Source organism: Mycobacterium sp. UM_Kg27 (assembly GCF_000972905.1).
Classification (GTDB): domain Bacteria; phylum Actinomycetota; class Actinomycetes; order Mycobacteriales; family Mycobacteriaceae; genus Mycobacterium.
Genome location: NZ_JRMM01000015.1, coordinates 32,152 through 48,807 on the forward strand (window position 1 = coordinate 32,152; position 16,656 = coordinate 48,807).

A 16,656-nucleotide genomic window follows, 5' to 3' on the forward strand; every position below is an offset into this window, starting at 1 on the left:
CGGCACCCAACCAAGACGCCGGTCCCCACACTGCGGTTTCAGTGCACACCGAGCGTGCCCGCCACATACTGTTCGCGGCACGCGGTGCGGCCAAGCTTGCCGCTGGTGGTGCGTGGGATGGCCCCGGCAGGGACGAAACGAACCTCGGCGGCGCTCACCCCGTGCACGCGCTGCACCTCCGCGCGGATGGCCGCGATCGCCGGCGCGGGATCCTTGCGGCCGGTGCCGGTCGCGCGCTCGGCGACGATCACCAACTGGTCGGCGGTCTCGGCCGGCACCGCGAACGCGACCGCATAACCGTCACGAACCATCGGGGAGGCCGCCGCCACCGTGGCCTCGATGTCCTGCGGATAGTGACCGCGACCTGCAAAAGTCATCAGATCCACCGTGCGGCCGGTCACGTAGAGCTCACCGTCGAAATAGAAGCCCAGGTCACCGGTGCGCAGCCACCTGCCGTCGGCCGGGGTCGCCCCGGCGTGGCTGCCGCGGTCCAGCCGAGACCGCAGGCGGGCGCCGAATGTGTGCCGGGTCTCCTCGGGCCGGCCCCAGTAGCCGGCGGTCACGTTGCCGCCATGCAGCCAGATCTCGCCGATCTGGGCGTCCGGCAATTCGGCACCGGCCTCGGCGTCGACGATCACCGCCGACAGACTGCGGGCCACCTGCCCGCACGACACCTGGGCCACCGCGCCCGGGGCATCGGCGGCCACCGGCACCGCGCGGCCGGCACCGAGGTGATCGCGGTCCAGGTACAGCACGCTCGGCTCCGCATCGGGAGCGATGGTGGCCACGAACAGGGTGGCCTCGGCGATCCCGTAGGACGGCTTGATGGCCGTGGCCGGCAACCCGTAGGGCGCGAACGCCTCGTTGAACGTGGTGATCGCCGCCATGTTCACCGGTTCGGATCCGATGATCATCACGACGTTCGACAGGTCGATGTCGGCGCCCGGCGCCGGCAGGCCCCGCGCCGCGGTCAGCTCATAGGCGAAGTTCGGTGCAGCGGTGACCACCCGGCCGCGCCGCGAAGCGTCCGACAGCGCCTGGATCCAGCGCTGCGGCCGGCGGATGAATGCCGTCGGCGAGATCAGCGTGGAGTGTCCCCCGTAGACCGCCGGAAATCCGATCATCGACAGCCCCATGTCGTGATAGAGCGGTAACCAGCTGAGGCCGTGCGTGTTTCGGTCCAGCATGTCGATCGACAAGATCATCTGCAGCAGGTTGGTGCCCACCGAGCGGTGCGTTACCTGCACACCGATCGGTGGCCGCGTGGTGCCCGAGGTGTACTGCAGGTGTGACACCCCGTCGACGTCGATGTCGACGTCTAGGAAAGCCTCCCCGGCCGAGTTGGGGATCTCGTCGATCACCACGACGCCGGGCCGCAACGACCGTGGCAACCGGCCCAGGAACTGCTCGACCACCGCGCGCACCGCGGTCGTGGTCAGCACCACCGTCGGAGCGGAGTCGCGCAAGGCGGTGTCGAGCCGCTCGGCGTGCCCGGGAAGTTCGGGAGCGAACAGCGGCACCGCGACGGTTCCGCATTTGACGGCCGCATAGAACCCGGTGACGTAATCGAGTCCCTGCGGCGCCAGGATCGCCACCCGGTCGCCGGGAACCGTGCGATCTTGCAGGCGGGCACCGATGGCGCGCAGTCGCTCGCCGAGTTGCGTCCAGGTCAGCTCCAGCTCCTGGCCCTCCACCGGACCGGCGTAGTCGAGGTAGCGGAACGCCACCGCGTCGCCCACGTTGGCGATATTGCGGTCGATCAGCGAGATCAAAGTGTCGCCCGGAGGGAGCACGATGCCGCCATCGGAGTCCAGGCACTCCTCGATCTGAACCAGTCCCTTAGGGGCCGTCGAGCGCTGCGACCGCGTCATGCCCGCAGTCTAAGTCTCCGAGTCGTTCGGCGAAGCGCTTGGACGTCAAAGGAACTCCACCACAATGGAGTTGGTGCGGTGATGGGTCACATAGCGGGTTCGCGCAGCGCCAGGCTGATGAACAGGTAGCCCATGCAGATCAGCAGATTCAGTGAAGCGATCATCAGGCCGGCCACGATGAGCGCGTTCATCAGGCGTCGCCGGTTGCGCCGCGCCCGGGCCAGTCGCAGCTCGTGCTTGATCTCGGTGGCAGCGAGCGCGAACGCGTAGTCGACCGATTCCGCGGACGCCAGCGGCGCGCCGACCGCCATCTGACGAAGCCGAGCGGGCGGAATGCGGACGCCCACCCCGGCGAAGCGCCGGCTCATCCGACGGGCCGCCCAGCGGCCGACCACCGCGGGCCGCGGCGCCTGCTCCCAGTGTTCTGCCCACCGGTCCGACCGGTACGTCATGAACCCTGAGTTTAGCCACTTCGGCCGTCTGATCCGCTGCCTTCGGGCGAGTTCAGCGGCATCAGCGGCGCAGTGCTGAAGATGTAGACAAAACCGAACTATCGCTCAGCGTGCGGCGGCACAATACGAGGAGGAAGCACGCGCATCAACCGGTGGTTCAGCAAGCCTCAACGAAGGAAAGGCGAAGCTGGGACCGCCGCGTCTAATCGGGTGAAAGGGAGCGAATTTCCATGACGACGATCGAGACGAACCCGACGGCGAGCACACCGGTCGAACGCGATGTCGACGCCGACGTCGCAGCGGTGCAGAAATACTTCGACAGCCCCCGATTCGAAGGCATCACCCGTCTCTACAGCGCCCGACAAGTCGTCGAACAACGCGGCACCATCCCCTCCGACTACATAGTGGCGCGCGAAGCAGCGACCGCGTTCTACGCGCGGTTACGTGAGCTGTTCGCCGCGAAGAAGAGCATCACCACCTTCGGCCCCTACTCGCCCGGCCAGGCCGTGGTGATGAAGCGAGTCGGCATCGAGGGCATCTACCTCGGCGGCTGGGCCACCTCGGCGAAGGGCTCCATCACCGAAGACCCGGGTCCAGACCTGGCCAGCTACCCCCTCAGTCAGGTTCCCGACGAGGCGGCCGGACTGGTACGTGCCCTGCTCACCGCCGACCGCAACCAACAGTACCTGCGCCTGAAAATGACCGACGAGCAGCGCGCCGCCACTCCGGCCGTGGACTACCGGCCGTTCATCATTGCCGACGCCGACACCGGGCACGGCGGTGATCCGCACGTGCGCAACCTGATCCGGCGCTTCGTCGAGGCCGGTGTCCCGGGTTACCACATCGAGGATCAGCGTCCCGGCACCAAGAAGTGCGGCCACCAGGGCGGCAAAGTGCTGGTGCCGTCTGACGAGCAGATCAAGCGGCTGAACACCGCCCGATTCCAGTTGGACCTGATGGGCGTGCCCGGCATCATCGTCGCGCGCACCGACGCGGAGGCGGCGAACCTGGTCGAGAGCCGGGCCGACGAACGTGATCAGCCGTTCATCCTGGGCACCACGAACCTGACGATCCCGTCCTACAAGTCCTGTTTCCTGGCGATGACGCGGCAGTTCTACAACTCCGGCATCACCGAGATCAACGGTCACCTGCTCTACGCCCTGCCCGAGGGCGAGTACGCCGCCGCGGACGCCTGGCTGGAACGTAACGGCATCACGGCGTTGATCACCACGGCCGCCGAAGGGTGGCGCGGTGATGGGCGCACCTCGGTGGACGGCCTCTTCGACGACATCGAATCGAAGTTCGTCGAAGCGTGGCAGAACGACGCCGGGTTGATGACGTTCGGCGACGCCGTCGCCGAGATGCTCGAGTTCGCTGAGCGTGAAGGCGAGCCCAAAGAGATGAGCGCGGCGCAGTGGCGGGAATTCGCCGCCCGGGCACCGCTTTACACCGCCCGGCAGCGGGCCGCGGAGCTCAACGCCGACCCCGGCTGGGACTGCGAACGGGCCAAGACTCCCGAAGGTTACTTCCAGGTGCGCGGCGGCATTCCCTACGCGATCGCCAAGTCGCTGGCCGCCGCCCCCTTCGCCGACCTGTTGTGGATGGAGACCAAGACCGCCGACCTCGCCGACGCCCGCGAATTCGCCGAGGCGATCCACGCCCAATACCCCGACCAGATGCTGGCCTACAACCTGTCCCCCTCGTTCAACTGGGACACCACCGGCATGACGGACGAGCAGATGCGGGCCTTCCCCGCCGAGCTCGGCAAGATGGGCTTCGTCTTCAACTTCATCACCTACGGCGGCCACCAGGTCGACGGGGTGGCCTCCGAGGAGTTCGCGGCCACCCTGTTGCAGGACGGCATGCTGGCGCTGGCCCGCCTGCAGCGCAAGATGCGACTGGTGGAGTCGCCCTACCGCACACCGCAGACCCTGGTCGGCGGGCCGCGCAGCGATGCCGCGCTGGCCGCGTCGTCGGGCCGTACCGCCACCACCAAGGCGATGGGCGCCGGGTCCACCCAGCATCAGCATTTGGTGCAGACCGAGGTGCCCAAGAAGCTGCTGGAGGATTGGCTGGCGCTGTGGGCCGAGCACTATCAGCTCGGCGAGAAGCTGCGTGTTCACCTGCGCCCCACCCGTCCCGGATCCGATGTGCTGGAACTGGGTATCTACGGCGAGGGCGAAGAGAAGCTCGCCAACGTGATCGTCGACCCGATCAAGGACCGGCACGGTCGTAGCATCTTGACGGTCCGCGACCAGAACACCTTCTCCGAGAAGCTGCGCCAGAAGCGGTTGATGGATCTGACGCACGTGTGGCTGATTCACCGGTTCAAGGCTGCGGCGGTGCACTACGTCACGCCCACTCAGGACAACCTGTATCAGACCGAGAAGATGAAGGAGCACGGCATCTTCAGCAGCGTCAATCAGGAGGTCGGCGAGATCATCGTCGCGGATGTGAACCAGCCACGCATCGACGAGCTGCTGGCATCCGACCGGGCGGCACTGGGCAAGTTGATCAGCAAAAAGGGCTAGCGCCCGCCCCTCGGTAATGCGGTTGCCCGCACTACTCCGGCCAACCGTTGCCCAGGATGGTCTCCACGAAATCGCCGCGGACGAAAGACGGGTCGAAGTGCGCGAGCAAGTCGGCGTTCACCGTGCCGAAAGTGCTGTCCGGGCGGTGCCGGACACCTTCGGTGAAGGCCTGCAGGATCCGGCGTTTGAAGTCCGGCCGCGGGTGCGCATCGGTCACCGCGTCGCGCAGATGCGCCGGCAGCTCGGCGCGGCCGATGCCGAGCACATCGGTTTCGACGCCGGCGGTGACCAGTGCGATCTCTGGATCCAAAAACTCGGGCACACCCGGGGTGGTGTGCAACGCGATACCCAACCAGACTTTGCGAGCATCGGACTCGTCGATGCCGCGCTCCAGCAGGAAGCCGCGGGCGGCGTTGGCACTGTCCACCTCGAAGCGCAGTTGCGAATCGCGATAGCGCTCGGTCAAGCCCAAATCGTGAAACATCGCCCCCACGTACAGCAGTTCCAAGTCGGGTGTCAGACCGCGTAGGCGGCCGTGCAGCGCCCCAAAGAGGAAAACCCGGCGGGAATGATGAAACAGCAGGTCGCTTTCGACGTCGCGGATGTACTCGGTGGTCTCCCGCACCAGCGCAGTGTCGGGAATCGCAACGCCGGCGATGGTGTCAACTGCTCTGGTCATTGATCTGGTTCCTTTCATTTCACGACAGGTGCTTATCCGGCGAGACTTCCGCCGCCGTCTACTCCGATGGTCTGCCCGGTGATGTATCCGGCGTCTTCGTCCAACAAAAAAGCAGATCGCATGGGCGATCTCGGCCGGCTTTCCGACGCGACGCATCGGAATGTTCTGCAGGAGTGCACTTTCCCGCTCTGACCCGACCGGGCTGCGCTCGCGGTACATCTCGGTCTCCGTGGGGCCGGGCGCCACCGCGTTCACCGTGATTCCGGTCTGGGCGATTTCCCGCGCCCATATCCGCGTACAGGTTTCCAGCGCCGCCTTGGCCGCCGCATACGGCGTACGTTCCGGAGTGCCCCGCGTGGTCAGGCTGGTGACATTGACGATGCGGCCCCAGCCGCGGTCGAGCATGCCGGGCAACACCGCCTGAACCACCTGTACGGCACTGCGAACATTCAGGTCGTAGGTCTCAAACAGGTGATCGAGGTCCACCGAGCCGATCCGGCCGAAGCGCGCGAAGCCCACGTTGTTCACGACCGCATCGACCGTGCCGTCGGCGAGGATCGTCTCCAGGGCGCTCGCGGTGGCCGAGCGGTCAGCCAGGTCTACCGAATAGAACGCTCCCGAGAAGTCGCGGGGTGCCGTGCGGGCGATACCGATCGGTTCGACGCCGGTGGCCGCCAGGCGGTCGGCCACTGCCCGCCCGATGCCCCGGGATGCACCGGTGATCAACATTCGCCGTCTGGTCTCAGGCATCGGGGTTCCTCTCCGCTCGCCACTCGCCATCCATTCTGGGTGGTGAGCAGGTGAACCAGCCGTGGCTGATCTGCCGCAGATCCCACAGATTCAGACAAACGTCGGCTCGGAACACGTGGCTGAATCTGTGGGATTCACGGCGGATTTGGCCGTCGCGACAGCTTGGCGACCGCACCAGACTGGCGGCAGTTCGCCCAGGTGGTTCCCCGCCGCGTTGGGGCCGGGCGATCGAGTGGGAGGAGGACAGCGATGCGCCTAGTAGTCGCTCTGACCGGAGCAACCGGCGCCGCCTTGGGCATCCGACTTCTGGAAACGCTGGGCGAGTTGGGGGTGGAGACGCACCTGATCCTCAGCGAGTGGGCACGCGCGACGATCAAAATCGAGACCGATGCCACCGTGGCCGAGGTCCGCGCACTGGCGACCCACAGCTACAGCGCCAGGGATCTGGCGGCAGCCATTTCCAGCGGGTCCTTCCGCACCGACGGCATGGTCGTGTGCCCGTGCAGCATGAAGACATTGAGCGCCATCCGAATCGGCTTCAGCGACAACCTGATCACCCGTGCCGCCGATGTCACGCTCAAGGAGCGACGCAAGCTGGTTCTGGTCGCGCGGGAAGCGCCACTGAGCGAGATTCACCTGGAGAACATGCATTACCTGGCGCGTTCGGGCGCGGTGATCTTCCCGCCGACCGTCGCCTATTACAGCCGGCCCAGCTCCGTCGACGAGGTGACCGACTACGTGGTCGGTCGCGTCATCGATCAGCTCGGAATAGAACACTCGCTGATAAACCGCTGGAAGGACGGACCGCACCCGACCGCGAACGGCGACGCTGCGAGCGGTGAATCCGACGAGGCGGCAGCTCGGCTGACGATAGTGAGGAGAGCGAAATGACATCCGCCACAGGGCTTCCCAGTCGAACCGACATCGCTGCACCGGGCGATAGCGGTCCGGATATGCGCAGCTGGCTCGCCACCCTGGAGGCTGCGGACCAATTACGTCGCATCACCGCTCCGGTCGACTGGAACGAGGAGATCGGAGCGATCACCCGTGCCAACCTCTCCCTGGGCGGGCCCGCGTTGCTGTTCGAAAACATCATCGGACACAACAACACCCGATGCACCAAGCTCGTGACGTCGGCGCTCGGCAGCCGGCGCCAGATCCTGCTGATGTTGGGGCTGCCCGAGGGCACCAGTGATTCGCAGATCGTGGCGCATCTTCGAGATGCCTTCAAGAACCCCATTCCACCGCGCGTGGTTCAGACGGGTCCAGTCAAGGAGAACATCGTTGAGGGAGCCGCCATAGATCTGAATGAGCTCCCGGTACCGAAGTGGCATGGCGAAGACGGTGGCCGCTACATCGACACCTACTGCGGTGTGGTCACCCAAGACAAGGTCACGGGCCGCGACAACATCGGCCTGTACCGGGGCATGATCATCGACCGCGACAAGATCGCCAAACTCCTGGTGCCGAGCCAGGGTTGGGGCGGCCATATGGCGGAGTACAAGCCCGAGCCGATGCCGGTTGCCGTCGTCTACGGTTGGCATGACGTGCTGCCGTTCTGCGCCGGCAGCCCGTTCCCGAAGAGCATCTGCGAATGGGACATGATGGGCGCCTTACTCGGTCGCCCGGTCGATCTGGTCGCCTGCGAGTCGGTTCCCCTGCACGTACCGGCATCGGCGGAGATCGTGGTCGAAGGGTATATCGATCCCGACCCGGCGAACTTCGCCATGGAGGGACCGTTCGCCGAGTACCCGGGCTTCATCGGCGATGCCGCACCCGCACCGGTCTTGCGGGTCACCCGCATCACTCACCGCAACGATCCGCTGCTACGCGGAACCCTCGAGGGCATCCGGCCCGGAATGCTGAACGAGGACAGCATCCTCAACTTCGCACGATCGGCAATCACCTGGAACGCGCTCGACGACATCGGGATCGGCGGCATCACCGACCTATGGATGACAGAGGTCACTAACGGTCAGAACACCCTGGTGCAGATCCAAAAGCGCTACCGGGGCCATCCGCAACAGATCGCCGCCGCGTTGTGGGGAACCGGCGGTGCGGTGTGGTTCCACAAGAACGTCGTGGTCGTCGAGGAGGACATCGATCTGCATGACCCGGTGGCGCTGGACTGGGCCATGTCATACCGGGTCAATGCCGGTCTGGGCGATATCGCGTTCTTCGGACCAGGATTCGGGTCCTCCTTGGATCCGTCGACTCCACCGGAACGCAACGACGCCAACAAGTACGGCGCGGGCGAATGGACCCGGGTGCTCGTCGACGCCACCCGCAGCTGGGAGATCGAGCCCCGGGAAGTGTGGGGTGGGCGCCGGTTCCCGCCGACCGACCGGCTTGCTCCCGAACTGGAGGCCCGAATCGCAGCCCGGTGGGCAGAGTATGGGATCGGTATCCCCTACCTGGACGACAAGGGTCGCGAAATGCTGACCCTGGCGAAGCTGAGCAGGCGGTTTCCGGCGGTGTAGAACCGTGGCAACGGCCTCAACGGACCGTCGTGCGGAACCGATCCCGGTAGGCCTTCGGCGACACACCTAAGTGGTCGGTGAATACCCGACGCAGAGTTTCGGGACTGCCGAAACCTGCTCGATGCGCGGACTCGGTGACGCTGTGGCCGGCATCGAGCGCGGCACGGGCGGCATCGATACGTACCGTTTCGACGTAACGTGCCGGGGTGGTCCCGAGCTCGGCCTGAAACAGCCTCGTCAGTTGACGGCTGCTCAAGGCGGCGCGCCGGGCGAGAGCGGTCACGCTGTGGTCGGCGGCCGGGTCAGCCGCGATCGCATCGGTGACCTTGCGCAGCGCAGACTCCGGAGGCGGATCGGCCTCGACCAGCGCCGAGAATTGCGACTGTCCGCCTGCGCGTTTCAGATAGACCACCAGCCATCGCGCGACCTCGCGAACCAGCTTGCTGCCGTGATCCATTTCGACCAGCGCCAGCGCAAGATCGATACCGGCTGACACGCCGGCCGAGGTGTAGACGTCGCCGTCCCGGATGAAGATGGCGTCCGGCTCGACCGAGATGTCGGGGAATGCCCGCGCGAGCAACCGGGCGTCGTGCCAGTGCGTGGTGGCACGACGGCCGCTGAGCATGCCGGCCTGCGCCAGGATGAACGACCCGGTGCAGATGGACGCCAGCCGCCGTGTGCGGCCGGCCAGCGACCTGACGGCCTCAACAAGTGCGGGATCGATGGGCTGCCGGGGCAGATAGTCGCCGCCGGCGACCAAGACGGTGTCGGCGGACTCGATGGCGGCAAGGCTGTCGGTGACACCCAGCCGTGCACCGATCGAGCTCGTCACGTCACGGCCGTCCACCGAGGCGATCTTGACCACGTAGTTCGCGCCGAACCGCGTGGCTTCGACGAATACTTCGGCTGCCCCTGCGACATCGAGCATCGTCACCTCGTCGAAGACGACGATCACCACCAACCGTGCCCCGGCGCCGGCGTCAGTCACGCTGCCATTATGTCGCGACTGCTGCACCGATCCTCAACAAACTCCTGGCCGGAGCGGGCCGGGTGGGCGGCTAGCCGCGGATGCCGGCAATGGTGTCGGCCAGCGTTTCCCGGGGGGTCCGGAACACGATGCCGAGGTCGCGCTCGGCGGGAGTGTCATCGGATTCGGGCATCTGGGTGTAGTACTGCATCCCGGCCTCGGTGAACGGAGTCGAGATCGGAAGCGCGCGCTCGACCTGATCCAGGACGCGGCCCGCCCACCGCAGGGCGATATCCGGTACCGGCAGCGCGAGCATGGGCGAACCCGACAGCTCTTGCAGCAGGCTCGCCAACTCTCCCGGTGGTACCCGCCGACCACCGGCCATGTAGCGGCGTGGGCCACGGCCCGGCTCCAGCAGCGCCAGGTGCATTGCCGCGAGGTCGCGAACGTCGATCACCAGCCACGCACTGCCACGCCCGGGAATGACATGCATTTGCAGCGCCGTCCGTACTCCTTCGCCGGCCTCCCCGAGCCGGTCTCCGACTGGAGGCCCCAGCACCATGCCCGGATAGGTGATGTTGACGGGGGCGCCGGCGTCCTGCAGCCCGCGCGCGTAGAGATCTTCCCGGGCTTTCGACCGGCCGTAGCCGTCGGCGCCGCCGGCCACCGGCAGGTCCGCACGCAACGTCGTCAGGCCCGGATGAAACAGCGCGGTGAAGCTGGAGACGTGAATGATCGGGTCCAGGCCCAGTTCAACCGCTGTCCCGAGCACGTTATGGGCGCCGGCCGAGTTGGTGGCCAGCATCTGCTCCGTCTGGCGTGGATCGGTGGCCACCACCGCGGCGGCGTGCACAACCGCGTCGCAGCCGCGCAGAGCCTCGCGCACCGACTCCGCGTCGGTGATGTCACCGACGACGTAGTCGGACACATCGACACCCAGCCGCTCCACGCTGCTGTGCAGGCCCGCCGGGTTGCGGACCAGAAACCGCGGCCGGTGCCCGGCATCGGCGATCGCTTTGGCGGTCCAGCCGCCAACGAATCCGGTTCCACCGGTGATCAGTACGCGCATGGTGTCCATGCGCCAATACTGCTGAGGCTAGCCCGGTTTCGTCCGGTTTTGCGCTAAGTCCGTTTGGGAAGCTGTCCCGCGATCAGCGGTGCGATCTTGTCTGCCATGTAGGCGTGACCGGCGTCGGTGGGGTGTACCCCGTCCGGTCCGATGAGGTCGGGCAGGCCGACGAACCACCGCTCCGCGAGCGGGTCGACGAACTCGGCGCCGACGACGCGCGCCTGGATGCTGAGGACATCGCGGATCCGCCACACGCTGCCCGGGACATCGGCGGTGGGCCATGGCGGGCCGACCACCAGCATCCGCGCCCCCGGCGCGGTACGGCGGGCCAAGCCCAGGGTGTCGGCGATCAGTCGGCCCAGTTCGCCCGGCTCGACGTCCTGGTCGTTGCGCGAACCGAAGAACACCACCAGGGCGTCATCGGGCTGCACCACGCGGCGGGTCAGGTCGCCGAACAGGCCGCCACGGTTGCCTCGCACCCCGTAACCCGCACCGCCCTCGGCCGCCACGTCGGCGCTGACGTAGACACCGCGTCCGGCCAGGTTCTGCCAGGCCCGCTCGGTCCAGTTCGCCGCGCCGCGGCCGGTGTCCTCGTAGCCGGCGGTGTAGGAGTCACCGATCACCGCGATCCGATTAGGCGAGGAACTCAGCGGCACCGTCTCGTAGTGGCGCGGCGATTCGTGCTCGCGCGCCAAGTAACCGGTTCCCGCGACCACCGCGACGACCCCGGCCACCATCACGACGGCGAACGTCATCACCCGACTCACGGCTACCTCCCCCCAATCAACTTCAGCGAAGACTAGCCGGAACCGCGACCTTGGGTTCGTTGAGGACACCGTCGTCCGAGGCGGTCGAATGGTTGGCAGGATCCGAGTTGTCCGGCTCTGCCGGTTCGACCGCCAAAGGATCTTCGGTCGGCGTCACCTGGGCCGAGTCGGGCCGGGCGCCGATCATCTTGCGCATCCAGTGCCGCCCGGGCTCTTCAACAGCGTGGAACAGCAACATTGACAGCAGGGTCGCCGCCACCACGAGGCCGCACACCGTCCACTTGGCCGCGGTCGCCCCCTCCTCGAGCACGATCTCGAACTGCTTGGCCGCCCAATTCCAGGACGTGTGCACCAGCTCGTGGACCATGTACAGGCAGAACGAGATCTGCCCGCCATAGACCATCACGCGGGTGGACAGCAGCGCGGGAAGGCTGCCGATACCGATCGCCAGGGCCATCACCAACGGCACGAACAGCACATCGACCAGGCCGCCGCTGTCGTAGAGCCCCGAGATCGGATGGCTGTCGAAGTAGTAGAGGACACCGATCATCGCGGCGATGAGCAGCGCGGCGCAATACCCTGCGGCGCGACGGGCCGAGTCGGCGGGACTGATCTTGCGGACCGCGGCGCAGGCCAGTGCGCCCGCGGTGAACTGCATGACGATGCGCGGCAGCCAGCTCCATGGGCTGTAGAACTGACCGGTCGCCAGCAACAGCAGCAGCGGCGGGAGTGAGGCGATGATCGCCAGCACCGCCAGCCCGCGCGCCGAGGTCACCCGCATGATCCGATAGACCGCCAGCACCAGCACCCCGAACAACAGGTAGGCCAGCCACTCGGCACTGATCGACCAGGCCGGCCCGTCCCAACTCGACCCGTCGAAGAACGGCTCGAACCACAACTGCACCAGCAGGACCTGCCGCACATAGCTGATCGCGGTGATCCGGCTCAGGTCCTCGGTCGGGACGTGCCCGACATGCAACGTGAAGATCACCCACAGCAGCGCCAGGTGCATGGTGACCAGGTAGATCGGCCAGACCCGGGCCAGACGCAACCACAGAAAGTGCACCGTGGCACGCAGGGAGAACGTCTCCCCCATGCGCTCCAGGTAGTTCCAGGTCAGCACAAAACCGCTGAGGATGAAGAACAGATCGACACCCTGGGCGCCTCGGTCGAGCACCGGGGCGAGCGCATCGCTGAGCTCCGGGGACGCCAGTCGCAACAGGGGCCGGAAATGAAACAGCACCACCCATACTGCGGCGATGATGCGAAGCCCGGTCAGGGCCTTGATCTCTCCGCTGCGCACAACACTCTTTCGCCGGTGGGCATCGCATGTCACGGCTGCCTCGGGTGCGGGCCCGCCGCGACGCCACGGCGATCGACAGCCGCAACCCGGTTGCCGGCAGCCATCGAAGACTAGCAGCGGGCCTGTCCCCGGTGAAGTAACCAGCCGGGCACGTCGGCGGCGATACCGACGGGGCCGTTGTGAATACTGTAGCGATGCCAGACGACTATCAGGTTGGGCGCGGAATCGCCGACATCACCGGCGAGCCGGCCGAGTGCGGAATGCTCGGCTACGGCGTGGCCAAACAGCAGACCGATGGACTGCACAACCGGCTGCGCGCGCGGGCATTCGTCATCGCCGATCCGGCCACCGGAACCCGGCTGCTGCTGGTGGTCTGCGAGATACCGCTGCTGCTGGAAAGCGTGCACCATGAGGTGCTCGGACGCCTGGCCGCCACCTATGGCGAGCTGTACACGTTCCACAACGTGATGTTGACGGCGACGCACACCCATTGCGGCCCCGGTGGCTACTCCGACCACCGGCTCTACAACTCCAACACCAACGGGTTCCGGCACCAGACGTTCAACGCGATCGTCGACGGGATCTGCGAAGCCGTCGATAGAGCGCATGCCGACCTGGCTCCCGCCAGCCTGAGCCTTGCCGTGGGCCGGTTGCACGACGCCAGCAGCAACCGTTCCCCGTCGTCGTTCGCCCGCAACCCCGAAGCCGAGCGCGCCCACTTCCCCGACAAGATCGACCCGCAGACCACCTTGCTGCGCATCGAACGCGACGGCCGGCTGGTCGGCGCGGTGAACTGGTTCGCCACCCACGGCACGTCCATGACCAACCGCAACACGTTGATCAGCGGGGATAACAAGGGTTACGCCGCCTATCAGTGCGAGCGCCTGGACCACGGTGTCGACTACCTGGCCGCCACGCCACCGGACTTCATCGCGGCCTTCGCCCAGACCAACTCCGGGGACATGTCACCCAATATCGGGCAGCGGCCCGGCAGCGGACCCACCGACGACGAATTCGAGAACACCCGGATCATCGGATCCCGCCAAGCCGTTGCGGCCACCGAACTGACCCTGGGACACGGCACCGAGGTCACCGGGGGTCTCGACGCCCGCGCCACCTACGTCGACCTGACCGATTTCGAGGTGCGGCCCGAGTTCACCGGCGACGGCCGGGCCCATCGCACCGGCCCCGCAATCGCGGGTGCCTCCTGCCTGGCCGGCACCGACGAAGGTTTCGGTCCGGCATACCCGGTGTTCAAGCAGGGCCGCAACCGGTTATTCGACAGTTTGATCGCCAATACGGTGTACCGGCTCTCCCCGCGCCTGCGTGACGCGCAGGCGCCCAAGGGAGCGGTGGGTCCCGGCATCCGGCTGAACAAGGCGCTGTCGATGCTGATGCCCGAGGGCGGCCCGGTGCAGCTGCTGCGCATCGGGCAGCTGTACCTGATCGGCATTCCGGCCGAAGTGACCATCGTGGCGGGCCTGCGGTTGCGCCGCACGGTGGCGCAGATCGTCGGGGCCGAACTGCGCGATGTGCTGGTGGCCGGCTACAGCAACGGCTACCTGCACTACGTGACGACGCCGGAGGAATACGACGAACAGCGCTACGAGGGTGGCAGCACCCTGTTCGGCCGCTGGGAGCTGCCGGCACTGCAGCAGGTGGTGGCTGAGCTGGCCTCCGCGATGCGCGATCGACGGCCGGCGCCCCCGGGCACGCGTCCCGCTGAGCCGTCCCGTCGGCGACGCTCGCGGCGCCGGGCGAAGCCGGATGCGCCGGTCGGCGGCCAGCAGTTCGGCGATGTCTTACAAGCCCCCCTGCCGGCGTACCAGCCGGGCGCCACGGTGTCGGCGGTGTTCGCCGGCGCGTACCCGAACAATGACCTGCACCGCGGCGGCACCTATGTGCGGGTGGAGCACCAAACCGGTGGCCAGTGGCGCACCGTGGCCGACGACAGCGACTGGTCGACGATGTTCCGCTGGCGACGCGCCGGCCGGCGCGGATCGACCATCACCGTGACCTGGGCGATTCCGGAAAACACCGCTGCCGGGCGATACCGGCTTCGCTATGACGGCGATGCCCGCGACCGCGACGGCCGGATCAGCGCGTTCACCGGAGCGACCGAGCCGTTCGATATCTCACCAAAGCGTTAATCGGACGCCCAAGAGGCCTTAACTTCGCCGCATAACGTCGGGAAACATCGAGGTTGGCACAGCTGCCGACAGCGATCGACATGGAAGGCGGGGGCTGGCATGGCAATCGAGATCACCACACGAGGCACTGCTCGGATCAACCCGGTCATCGAGTGCGGCGGGGCGCAGATTCGGGCGCACTACCGTCACCTCGCGACGGTGGTCGCCATCCGGGGCCGGATCGATGCCACCAACGTGGACCAGCTCAGCGAACATGCCCGGCGCTTCGTCCTTGCCAAGGAACCGCTGCTGCTCGACCTGAGCGGGGTCACGTCGTTCGCCGCCGCCGGAATCTGGTTGCTGTGCGTCCTCGACGGTGACTGCCGTGCCGCAGGCGTGGAGTGGACCCTTATCGAGAGCTCGTCGGTGCACGAACTTCTCGGCGACTTCGACGAGGACGCTATGTTCCCCACGTCGCGCTCGGTGGACCAGGCCCTGCACGCTCTCGCCGACGGCAACGACCAGCGCCGCCAGATGCTGCTGCCGTTGTTCAAGAAGTCGGCCTGAGATAGGTCGAGGCCTCGCCACCTTCCTGCGCTGGTGGCCGCTGGTCGGTGTGCTGGCGACATTGGTTCTTGGTTGGGCGGTGGGCCGCGGCTCGACACCGATCGACAACTGGTTCGGTGACGCCGCCCGCACCCTGATCGGCGCGCAACCCCGGTGGCTGTTGATCTTCACCAGCGGCTGGCTGGTGCTGGCGGTCACCGTGGCCTGCCTGCTGGTGGCCGTATCTCGCAGGCAGTGGGCGCTGGCAGCCGCGGTGCTGGCCTGCCCGTTCGCCGTCACCGCCATCACCATGGCGCTCAAGCACCTCTTCGACCGGCGTAACGGGCCCTACCTGGAGTACCCCAGCGGCCATACCGCGCTGCTGGTCGCGGTGCTGGGAATGATGGTCGTGGTAGCCGGTTCGAAACTGGCTCGGGGCTGGGCCCTGACCACAGCCACGCTGGTAAGCCTGCTGGGCATGCTCGGGTTGGTGGCCTGCGGCTACCACTACGCCACCGACACCGTCGGTGCGGCGATGCTCGCCACCGCGCTGGTGTGTGGAACGGCTCGGTTAACGTCTGCGCTGTGATCGTGCTGCTGCCCCCGTCGGAGACCAAACGCGCCGGCGGCGACGGACCACCACTGCGCCTGGATGCATTGTCGTGCCCACAACTGACCGGTCTGAGGACGGAGCTGGTCGACGATCTGGTGGCTTTGGCGGCTGATCGGGAGGCCAGCCGCGGCGCACTGGGGCTGTCGGCGTCGCAGGATGCTGAGATCGAGCGCAACGCCGCACTGCGTACCGCTCCCACCGCGCCGGCGATCAACCGCTACACCGGTGTGTTGTACGAGGCGCTGGACGTCGACTCGCTGCGCGGTGCCGCGGCCGCCCGGGCCGGCGCCCGCCTCGCCGTCGGCTCCGCCTTGTTCGGGCTGCTGCGGGCAACGGATCCGGTGCCGGCATACCGCCTCTCGGCCTCCTCCAAGCTGCCGGGACAACCGGGATTGGCAAAACGCTGGCGGCCGGTGCTGGAACCGGTGCTGGCCGAGATCGCCGCAGCCGAGCTGGTCGTCGACCTGAGATCCGGCTCCCTGTCTCTTATACACATCTG

General features: G+C 67.0%; 14 protein-coding genes and 1 pseudogene. 7 read left to right on the plus strand and 8 right to left on the minus strand.

The window, feature by feature from the left end:
- Window positions 1-38: 38 nt before the first annotated feature.
- Complete coding sequence (locus LI94_RS04505; protein WP_046300419.1) at window positions 39-1,871, minus strand: fatty acyl-AMP ligase; 1,833 nt, start codon at window positions 1,869-1,871, stop codon at window positions 39-41.
- A gap of 86 nt (window positions 1,872-1,957) precedes the next feature.
- Window positions 1,958-2,323, minus strand: a complete 366-nt coding sequence (locus tag LI94_RS04510) for a hypothetical protein (RefSeq protein ID WP_024441319.1) — start codon at window positions 2,321-2,323, stop codon at window positions 1,958-1,960.
- A gap of 230 nt (window positions 2,324-2,553) precedes the next feature.
- Between LI94_RS04510 and aceA the strand changes: the two genes are divergently transcribed.
- Window positions 2,554-4,854, plus strand: a complete 2,301-nt coding sequence (gene aceA / locus LI94_RS04515; RefSeq protein ID WP_046300420.1) for an isocitrate lyase ICL2 — start codon at window positions 2,554-2,556, stop codon at window positions 4,852-4,854.
- 31 nt (window positions 4,855-4,885) lie between these two features.
- Here the strand turns inward: aceA and LI94_RS04520 are convergent, their stop codons facing one another.
- Both LI94_RS04520 and LI94_RS04525 read right to left on the minus strand, forming a co-directional pair.
- Window positions 4,886-5,533, minus strand: a complete 648-nt coding sequence (locus tag LI94_RS04520) for an HD domain-containing protein (RefSeq protein ID WP_046300421.1) — start codon at window positions 5,531-5,533, stop codon at window positions 4,886-4,888.
- A 32-nt stretch (window positions 5,534-5,565) separates the two neighbouring features.
- Window positions 5,566-6,283 (minus strand): annotated as a pseudogene (locus LI94_RS04525) (SDR family oxidoreductase).
- Window positions 6,284-6,532: 249 nt separating this feature from the next.
- Between LI94_RS04525 and LI94_RS04530 the strand changes: the two are divergent.
- The gene (locus LI94_RS04530; RefSeq protein WP_046300422.1) at window positions 6,533-7,174 is read left to right on the plus strand and encodes a UbiX family flavin prenyltransferase; all 642 of its coding nucleotides are present in this window, start codon (window positions 6,533-6,535) and stop codon (window positions 7,172-7,174) included.
- Window positions 7,171-8,763: a UbiD family decarboxylase gene (locus LI94_RS04535; protein WP_046300423.1), complete on the plus strand. Its 1,593-nt coding sequence runs from the start codon at window positions 7,171-7,173 to the stop codon at window positions 8,761-8,763. Before LI94_RS04530 ends, LI94_RS04535 begins: the two co-directional genes overlap by 4 nt.
- A 16-nt stretch (window positions 8,764-8,779) precedes the next feature.
- Here the strand turns inward: LI94_RS04535 and LI94_RS04540 are convergent, their stop codons facing one another.
- From LI94_RS04540 to LI94_RS04555, 4 genes are all read right to left on the minus strand, one after another.
- The gene (locus LI94_RS04540) at window positions 8,780-9,751 is read right to left on the minus strand and encodes a GlxA family transcriptional regulator (RefSeq protein WP_024441325.1); all 972 of its coding nucleotides are present in this window, start codon (window positions 9,749-9,751) and stop codon (window positions 8,780-8,782) included.
- Between the two features lie 70 nt (window positions 9,752-9,821).
- Complete coding sequence (locus LI94_RS04545) at window positions 9,822-10,799, minus strand: NAD-dependent epimerase/dehydratase family protein (RefSeq protein WP_024441326.1); 978 nt, start codon at window positions 10,797-10,799, stop codon at window positions 9,822-9,824.
- A 53-nt stretch (window positions 10,800-10,852) separates the two neighbouring features.
- Window positions 10,853-11,554: a GDSL lipase gene (locus LI94_RS04550; RefSeq protein ID WP_036457407.1), complete on the minus strand. Its 702-nt coding sequence runs from the start codon at window positions 11,552-11,554 to the stop codon at window positions 10,853-10,855.
- A gap of 34 nt (window positions 11,555-11,588) precedes the next feature.
- A complete protein-coding gene (locus tag LI94_RS04555; protein ID WP_024441328.1) occupies window positions 11,589-12,869 on the minus strand; it encodes an acyltransferase in 1,281 nt (426 codons plus the stop codon).
- Window positions 12,870-13,063: 194 nt separating this feature from the next.
- Here LI94_RS04555 and LI94_RS04560 point away from each other — a divergent pair, with 194 nt between their 5' ends.
- From LI94_RS04560 to yaaA, 4 genes are all read left to right on the plus strand, one after another.
- The gene (locus LI94_RS04560; protein WP_046300424.1) at window positions 13,064-15,019 is read left to right on the plus strand and encodes a neutral/alkaline ceramidase; all 1,956 of its coding nucleotides are present in this window, start codon (window positions 13,064-13,066) and stop codon (window positions 15,017-15,019) included.
- A 99-nt stretch (window positions 15,020-15,118) separates the two neighbouring features.
- Window positions 15,119-15,565: an STAS domain-containing protein gene (locus tag LI94_RS04565; protein WP_024441329.1), complete on the plus strand. Its 447-nt coding sequence runs from the start codon at window positions 15,119-15,121 to the stop codon at window positions 15,563-15,565.
- A 79-nt stretch (window positions 15,566-15,644) separates the two neighbouring features.
- Window positions 15,645-16,133 carry a phosphatase PAP2 family protein gene (locus LI94_RS04570; RefSeq protein ID WP_082105653.1) on the plus strand — a complete coding sequence of 163 codons (489 nt, stop codon included), beginning with the start codon at window positions 15,645-15,647 and terminating at the stop codon, window positions 16,131-16,133.
- Window positions 16,130-16,656: peroxide stress protein YaaA (gene yaaA, locus LI94_RS04575; protein WP_046300425.1), on the plus strand; the 527-nt coding region annotated here is incomplete at its 3' end. The genes LI94_RS04570 and yaaA, both read left to right, overlap by 4 nt.